This is a genomic window from Bacterioplanes sanyensis, from assembly GCF_014652515.1.
Classification (GTDB): domain Bacteria; phylum Pseudomonadota; class Gammaproteobacteria; order Pseudomonadales; family Oceanobacteraceae; genus Bacterioplanes; species Bacterioplanes sanyensis.
This window is the reverse complement of the sequence record NZ_BMYY01000001.1, coordinates 173654-180280: the sequence shown is the minus strand read 5'-3', so window position 1 is coordinate 180280 and position 6627 is coordinate 173654. Positions and strand designations below refer to the sequence as shown.

Genomic DNA, 6627 nt, shown 5'->3' with positions numbered 1-6627 from the left:
AGGAATTATTACCCTTCGTTGGCAACCCTCGGCAAAATATACCGCTGGGCATTCAAATGAAGCTGATGGATTACCTCGAACTGGTCGACTGGACTGGCCGCATTATTCGCCACGATAAACGCGGCGCTATTGCCAAAAATACGGCGGCCATTCTCGATCGCTTAGGCATTGATGACCAGCAATGGTTAGAGATGACCCAGCATTTTGAAGACTGTTTTAAAACCTTTGCCGGCGGTGAAGAAAAATTACGCCAAGCCTGTGAAACACTGAATTATCAGCGCCCGCCAGGGCTTAGTCGCTGCCGTTCGTTACTCAACCGATCAGCCTGACGACACCTCCTTCCACTGCATTCAGCATTATCAGGGCAGTCTGAGGGCAACACACACCCAAAATCGCTCAATGATGCTAGCAATTCATTACACTTCCTCTTCTACAGCCACTCTTCCCGCAAAGTCATGTTGCTGAAAATTGGACCACCAACAAGATGTATCCTTAGAAAATTAATAAAATGGGTGTCTCAACAATGCTTTTCTCAACAATCCTCATATAATGGGTGTCTCAACAATCACTCAACAATCCATCAACAATCCTTGGTGTCTCAACAATCCTTCCCAGAGAACTCCAACTCTGTGTCGCCGATTTTTGCTGTAGCTGGCTAGAGCGGCAAACCGGCTTCGTGATCTGAAGCCCTCTGGCGATCCAGAGCGGGCACCGCATTATTCAGAGGTGCCTTAAGTTTTAATGCCGCAGCCATCGGCCTGAGTGAGCAACACTCGGTCATGCAGCCCTTTGCTCAGGTACGCCAGGGGGCCCTGCCCATCGTGCAGTTGCCAGCTGAGCGCCTTGCATGGACGCAATCCCTGTTTAAACAGTTGCAAACCGAGCTGGAAAACAATAGCCCCTTGGAAGTGCTGCACGCTTTAATCACTTTAATAGTGCACGAAGCCCAGCAAGGGCATCACCTAAGTGACAAGCAGCTGGGGCTAGAGACGCGCATAGGTAAAGCATTGCGCTTTATCGAGCAGCACAGCCAACAGGGAATATCACTAAAAGATGTTGCTCAGGCAGTGCATTTAAGCCCGGCTCACTTGGCGACAAAAATGAAAAACACCACAGGCTACAGCGTCGGCCAGTGGATTAATAAATACCGCTTAACTACCGCGTGTGAGTACCTGATCAACACAGATAACACCGTTGAGCACATTGCCTCGGAACTAGGCTGGAAAGACGTAACCCACTTTATTCGTCAATTTAAAAAAGCACATCAAATAACGCCGGCGGCTTGGCGCCGCCAGCAACGAGCCCATTAGCTGGCTCAATTAGCTGGCTCAATTAGCTGGCTCAATTAGCTGGCTCAATTAGCTGACTTAGCCCATCAGCTATTTTCGATCACGCCTTGTTTCATATCGTGCAATACATCACGCAAGCGAGCAGCCTCTTCGAAGTTCAAATCTTTGGCGGCCTTAAACATTTTGTCTTCCACTTCGGTGATGCGCTTCACCAGTTCACTGGCGTTAAGGCTGCGCCAATCATCACTGTACCCGGCTGCATCTTCCGCCACCTTGCGGCCCTTGCCGCGCCCGCGACCTTTGCCTTTTTTACCCGGCGGTGGCGCAGCTTCCAAGATATCCTCGACGGACTTTTTCACCCCTTGCGGCGTAATGCCATGCTCTTCATTAAAGCGTACTTGCTTTTCACGCCGACGATCGGTTTCATCCATGGCTTTTTGCATGGCATCGGTTATGCGATCGGCATATAAAATGGCTTTACCGTTCAGGTTACGGGCAGCACGGCCAATGGTCTGAATCAAAGAGCGCTCAGAGCGCAAAAAGCCCTCTTTATCAGCATCAAAAATCGCCACCAATGAGACTTCTGGAATATCCAAGCCTTCACGCAACAAGTTAATACCGACCAATACGTCAAACTCGCCCAAGCGCAAATCACGGATGATTTCGACCCGCTCGACCGTATCAATATCCGAGTGCAGATAGCGCACACGCACTTTTTGATCGTGCAAAAACTCGGTTAAATCTTCCGCCATGCGCTTGGTTAATACGGTAATTAAAACCCGCTCACCTTGTTCTACACGCTGGTGGATTTCATGCAATACATCATCGACTTGGCCCGTGGCTGGGCGCACTTCCACTTGTGGATCAATCAAGCCTGTCGGGCGTACAACCTGCTCCACCACCTGATCTTGATGATCATGTTCATATGGGCCGGGCGTTGCCGAGACAAAAATACACTGAGGTACAATCGACTCCCATTCTTCAAAACGCATGGGGCGATTATCCAGCGCCGATGGTAAGCGAAAGCCAAACTGCACCAGGGTTTCTTTGCGTGAGCGGTCGCCGCGATACATGGCACCTATTTGCGGAATCGTCACGTGCGATTCGTCAATAAATACCAAGGCATCATCGGGAATGTAATCAAACAGCGTGGGAGGTGCCTCACCTTCACCCCGGCCTGATAAATAACGCGAGTAGTTCTCGATGCCCGAGCAATAGCCCAGCTCTTGCATCATTTCCAGGTCGTACTTAGTGCGCTGCTCCAGCCGCTGGGCTTCTACCAACAAATTATGGTCGCGGTAATACTGCAGCCGCTCATCCAACTCTACTTTAATACCGTCAATCGCATCTAAAATACGCTGGCGCGGTGTAACGTAGTGCGTTTTGGGGTAGATCGTTACGCGTGCCAAACGATTCAGCACTTCACCGGTGAGTGGGTCAAAGCTGGAAAGTTGCTCCACTTCGTCATCAAACAACTCAATTCGAATCGCTTCTTCATCCGCTTCGGCCGGAAACACATCAATCACCTCACCGCGCACTCGATAGGTGCCGCGATGAAAGTCCATATCGTTACGGGTGTACTGCAGCTCGGCCAAACGTCGCAAAACACTGCGTTGATCGATCTGATCGCCACGCACCAGATGCAGCATCATTTTTAGATACGAATCCGGGTCACCCAAACCATAAATCGCCGATACGGTGGCAACGATGATGGCGTCTCTGCGCTCCATCAATGCTTTGGTGGCCGACAAGCGCATTTGCTCAATGTGCTCATTTACCGACGCGTCTTTATCAATAAAGGTGTCCGACGATGGCACGTAAGCTTCTGGCTGGTAGTAGTCGTAGTAAGAGACAAAATATTCCACCGCGTTGTCGGGGAAAAACTCTTTAAACTCGCCATACAACTGCGCTGCCAACGTCTTGTTGTGAGCCATCACAATGGCTGGCCTGCCGCAGCGCTGAATCACATTGGCCATGGTGTAGGTTTTGCCAGAGCCTGTGACCCCCAGCAAGGTTTGCTTCAGCAGACCACCCTCGACGCCTTTGACCAATTGTTCAATGGCGTTGGGCTGATCACCGGCCGGCGCATACTTGGATGACAGCGCAAATGCTTTACTCATCAGGTTTCCAGTGCTATCACATTTGGTTTAAGATTATACGGTTTTTTTGCTGGCAGCCGAGAGGTTATAGCAACCTGATTGCGGCCGCTGCAGACAATTGATCTGACGCTCATTGTTTGCCAGGGCTGTGGCTGTCTCACTCACTGCGTCATGAGGATACATATTTTGGACCTGCAATTGTCTGATCGCGTTCAACAGATCAAGCCATCCCCCACTCTGGCGGTGACCAATCGCGCAGCAGAGCTGCGTGCGGCTGGCAAAGACATCATTGGTTTAGGTGCCGGCGAGCCGGATTTTGACACCCCGGCGCACATTAAGCAGGCCGCCATTGACGCAATTAATAATGGCTTCACCAAATACACCGCCGTCGATGGCACACCGGCGTTAAAGCAAGCCATCATCGCCAAGTTCAAGCGCGACCAAGGCTTAAGTTACGAGCCTAACCAGATTTTGGTGTCGTGCGGTGGTAAGCAAAGCTTCTTTAACATGGCCCTGGCGCTGCTAAACCCAGGCGATGAAGTGGTGATTCCAGCGCCGTACTGGGTGTCTTACCCGGACATGGTGAAAATCGCCGAAGGCGTGCCGGTTATCATCGAAACCGATCAGCAGGCGCGTTTTAAAATCACTCCAGAGCAACTGGAAAACGCCATCACAGCGAAAACCCGCTTGGTGGTATTGAACAGCCCCTCTAACCCGTCAGGCGTTGCTTACAGCGAAAGCGAGTTAAAAGCGCTGGCCGAGGTGCTGCGCCAGCACCCGAATGTGATCATCGCCACGGACGATATGTACGAGCACATTTTATGGGCCGAAGGCGGTTTTCATAACATCGTCACCGTATGCCCAGAGCTGTATGACCGCACGGTGGTGATGAACGGCGTATCCAAGGCCTACAGCATGACTGGCTGGCGCATTGGCTATGTTGGCGGCCCAGCCAAGTTGGTGGGGGCAATGAAAAAGATTCAGTCGCAAAGCACCTCTAACCCGACGTCCATCGCCCAGGTAGCCGCGCAAGCAGCTCTGGAGGGCGATCAGGCGTGTGTTGGCGAAATGCTCAAAGCCTTTAAACAACGTCACGATTATGTGGTCAGCGCATTGAATGAGCTGCCAGGCGTAGACTGCGTTGAAAGCGACGGCACTTTTTATGCTTTCCCAAGCTTTAAAGGCGCCATGGCCAACGCCGGCATTGAAACGGACGTTGAGTTCGCAGAAAAAATGCTCAACGAAGCCGAAGTGGCGCTGGTGCCGGGTTCTGCCTTTGGTACGCCAGGCCACATGCGCTTATCCTTTGCCACTTCGATGGAGGTGCTGGAAAAAGCCATCGCTCGATTGGCCAAAGCGCTGGGTTAAACCACACAAAAAAGCCGCTGCGCAAATAAAAAAGCCGCTTCGTTTGAGCGGCTTTTTTTAATCACCAATTTTTTATCAGCCAGCTTTTACCAAGCTTTTTTTACCACCCAAGGGTTTCTTTGATAAACGGAATGGTTAAGCGCCGCTGTGCAGAAAGCGAGGCTTGATCGAGTTTTTCCAACACATCAAACAGGCCCTGGGTCTCTTGTGGCCCTCGCGTTACCAAAAAACGCGCCACTTCATCCGTGAGGTTCAGCCCACGGCGATGCGCTCGCAGCAACACCGCTTGAATCAAATCCTGTTGCTCCAGTGGCTCCACCTGATACACCATGCCCCAACTCAAACGCGAGGATAAATCCGGCAACGCCACGCCGACGCGATTCGGGCCTGCATTGGCTGCGATCAGCAAGTGGCTCTGGCGATCGCGAATGCGGTTAAACAGGTGAAACAGCGCCTCTTCCCAATCGGCGCGCCCCGTCACGGCTTGCAGGTTATCGAGCGCGACCAGCGGTAACTGATCAAGGCCATCCAGCACTTCTGGGCTGTATTCAGCCAACTCATCCAGCGGCAAATAAACGCTTTGATGGCCCAAGCCCTCAGCATAGTGACAGGCGGCTTGTAAAAGATGACTGCACCCCACACCGCGATTACCCCATAAATACAAATAGGGCTCGCCATTGATCGTCCATTGCTGCTGCAGCGACTGTACGATTTGGGCGTTAGGGCCATCGTAATAATTGGCGAAGCGGGCATCGTCCCGCAAAGATACCGACAGGGTTAACTGCTGGTGATGGGTTATCGACTTTGCCATTGCACCACCCCTGGTTGCTCGGTTTGCTGAAGGCGTTTATCCAGCGACAAAACTCCCCACACTTGCGGCCAAGGAGCAGCCAGCTGCAGCTCCAGTTGCAACTGTGGGCCATTCGCTGCCAACACCTGAACCTCATCGATGGCGACATTGGCTTTTAAATATCGCAGCAGCATTTGATAATCGGCAAAACTCGCCACACCATCGACCGCCAACGAAAAGCCGCCACTGGTTTGCACCTGACGCCGCACGGCATAGCGAGCAGCAAAATAGCGCGCTACCTGATCCGCGACGCCTTGCATGGCGGCACCCGCATCGTTGGCCACCACACTGATCGGCCGCCATTGCTGCTGATGCCAGAGCTGGCCGTCGTAACGCCACTGGCCATTACCGGCTGCGGCTAAACGCCCAGCCAAAATGGCATCGTGGCGGTAGCGCTGACTGGCATCAATGATGCGATCTCGAAATGAACCCCACACCGCCTCGACGGGCAGCGCAATTTCATCTTCCAAATCCAGGGTTGGCCACAATACCGGTAAACCACGCTCATGCATGGCGCGATCAGCTTGTACTCGCCACAACGACACATCCTGACCCAGCAGCATGCGCAGTGGCCCTTCTTCAACGGCTTGCCATACCAGTAGCAGCGGGCGCGTTTGCCCCCACACTGGTTGACCGGCATCAATCAGCAGCTGGTCGATCAAGTTGCTGGCAAACTGCACCTGTAATAACAAAGCATCGTCAACCGGATCGCGACGATAGCTAAAGCTTTCCACCAGTTGCTGCGGCGACGGCGATGCCTGCTGCAACAGCTGCACGCTATCGCGGCTGCCCGACACCTTCACCAGCACCTGCTGTAAGGCTTGCTGCAACCCTTGGTTGCGGCTGTTTTCGGTTTGATCCTGCACCATCACACTGACCTGATACAGGTCACTGACGGTCACGGCCTGGGCAGCGGCAGTCCAAAGCCAGCCACACCAAAACCAACACGTGAGTAGCGCTGCGGTTCGCACGCATTTGCTCCCAGCTGCTCAAAATGAGCGGCTATTTTGCCACGGCGTGT

The 6627-nt window shown here is 52.7% G+C and carries 5 protein-coding genes and 1 pseudogene; 3 read left to right on the top strand and 3 right to left on the bottom strand.

Translation table 11 applies throughout. From position 1 onward, the window contains the following. Positions 1-329 (top strand): annotated as a pseudogene (locus tag IE090_RS17790) (transposase); the annotation flags it as partial. A 450-nt stretch (positions 330-779) separates the two neighbouring features. Beyond that, positions 780-1310: a helix-turn-helix domain-containing protein gene (locus tag IE090_RS00880; protein WP_189386458.1), complete on the top strand. Its 531-nt coding sequence runs from the start codon at positions 780-782 to the stop codon at positions 1308-1310. Between the two features lie 65 nt (positions 1311-1375). Here IE090_RS00880 and uvrB read toward each other — a convergent pair whose 3' ends face one another. Beyond that, positions 1376-3409 (bottom strand): excinuclease ABC subunit UvrB, encoded by a 2034-nt coding sequence (uvrB, locus tag IE090_RS00875; RefSeq protein ID WP_189386457.1) that lies wholly within the window; start codon positions 3407-3409, stop codon positions 1376-1378. A gap of 162 nt (positions 3410-3571) precedes the next feature. On the opposite strand from uvrB, the gene IE090_RS00870 reads away from it, so the two are divergent. Further along, the gene (locus IE090_RS00870) at positions 3572-4756 is read left to right on the top strand and encodes a pyridoxal phosphate-dependent aminotransferase (RefSeq protein ID WP_308428480.1); all 1185 of its coding nucleotides are present in this window, start codon (positions 3572-3574) and stop codon (positions 4754-4756) included. 100 nt (positions 4757-4856) lie between these two features. Here IE090_RS00870 and hda read toward each other — a convergent pair whose 3' ends face one another. Together hda and IE090_RS00860 are read right to left on the bottom strand one after the other, a co-directional pair. After that, positions 4857-5567 carry a DnaA regulatory inactivator Hda gene (hda, locus tag IE090_RS00865; RefSeq protein WP_189386455.1) on the bottom strand — a complete coding sequence of 237 codons (711 nt, stop codon included), beginning with the start codon at positions 5565-5567 and terminating at the stop codon, positions 4857-4859. Further along, positions 5552-6577: a DUF2066 domain-containing protein gene (locus tag IE090_RS00860; RefSeq protein ID WP_189386454.1), complete on the bottom strand. Its 1026-nt coding sequence runs from the start codon at positions 6575-6577 to the stop codon at positions 5552-5554. The genes hda and IE090_RS00860 overlap by 16 nt, the downstream gene beginning before the upstream one ends. Positions 6578-6627: the final 50 nt, after the last annotated feature.